The sequence below is a fragment of the Acidovorax sp. KPB24-03 genome, from assembly GCF_057546605.1.
Genome location: NZ_BAAJYR010000759.1, coordinates 1 through 987 on the forward strand (window position 1 = coordinate 1; position 987 = coordinate 987).

1 protein-coding gene is annotated in these 987 nt (G+C 73.9%); it reads left to right on the forward strand.

Features of this window, described 5'->3' with window-relative positions:
• Positions 1-792, forward strand: a 792-nt coding sequence (glcF, locus tag AC27KI_RS25785; RefSeq protein WP_487116671.1) for a glycolate oxidase subunit GlcF, incomplete at its 5' end; no start/stop codon positions are given.
• Positions 793-987 lie beyond the last annotated feature (195 nt).

Here is a 987-nt window from a genome sequence, read left to right on the forward strand (position 1 = left end):
GGGCGTGGCCCGGGGCGCGAGCACGCGCGCAAGGTGCTCCTGCTGGCCGGTTGCGTGCAGCCCGCCATGGCGCCCAACATCAACGCCGCCACGGCGCGCGTGCTCGATGCGGCGGGCATCCAGACCGTCGTGGCGCCGCAGGCCGGCTGCTGCGGCGCGGTGCGGTTCCACCTGAACGACCAGGCGGGCGGCAAGGCGCAGATGCGCGCCAACATCGATGCGTGGTGGCCGTTCGTTGAGCAGGGCGGTGTCGAGGCCATCGTCATGAATGCCTCGGGCTGCGGCGTCACCGTCAAGGACTACGGCCACCTGCTGCGGGACGACCCGGCCTATGCCGATCGCGCCGCGCGCATCAGCGCGCTGACGCAGGACCTGTCCGAGTGGCTGCCCGAGCTGCTGGCCGGGCTGGCCGGCACGCTGCGCGGCCGCGTGGTGCCGCCGGACACGCTGTTCGCCTACCACCCGCCGTGCACCCTGCAGCACGGCCAGAAGCTGCGCGGCGGCGTCGAGACGCACCTGAGCGCCCTGGGCTTTCGCGTGCGGGTGGCGCGCACCGAGGCGCACCTGTGCTGCGGCTCGGCCGGCACCTACTCGGTGCTGCAGCCGGAGCTGGCCTATCCGCTGCGCGACCGCAAGCTCGCGGCGCTGGGCGAGGCGTTCGGCGAGCCGCCGCCCGGGGCCATCCTGTCGGCCAACATCGGCTGCATCACCCACCTGCAAAGCGGCACGCCGCTGCCGGTGCGCCACTGGGTGGAAGTGCTCGACGAGGCGCTGTCGCCCGCCGCGCGCTGACCCCGCCGGCCCCGAGGCTGGCATGATGGTGGGTTTTGACCGCCGCGCTGACGCGCACCAACCGCGTTTTCCTCTGCCATGACCGACTCCGTGACCGCACAAGAACAACAGAACCACGTCCCCGCGCCGGGCCTCCACCTCGGCGGCCGCGACCGACGCTTCCAGCGCACCGGCCGCGACCGGCGCCGCTGCCGC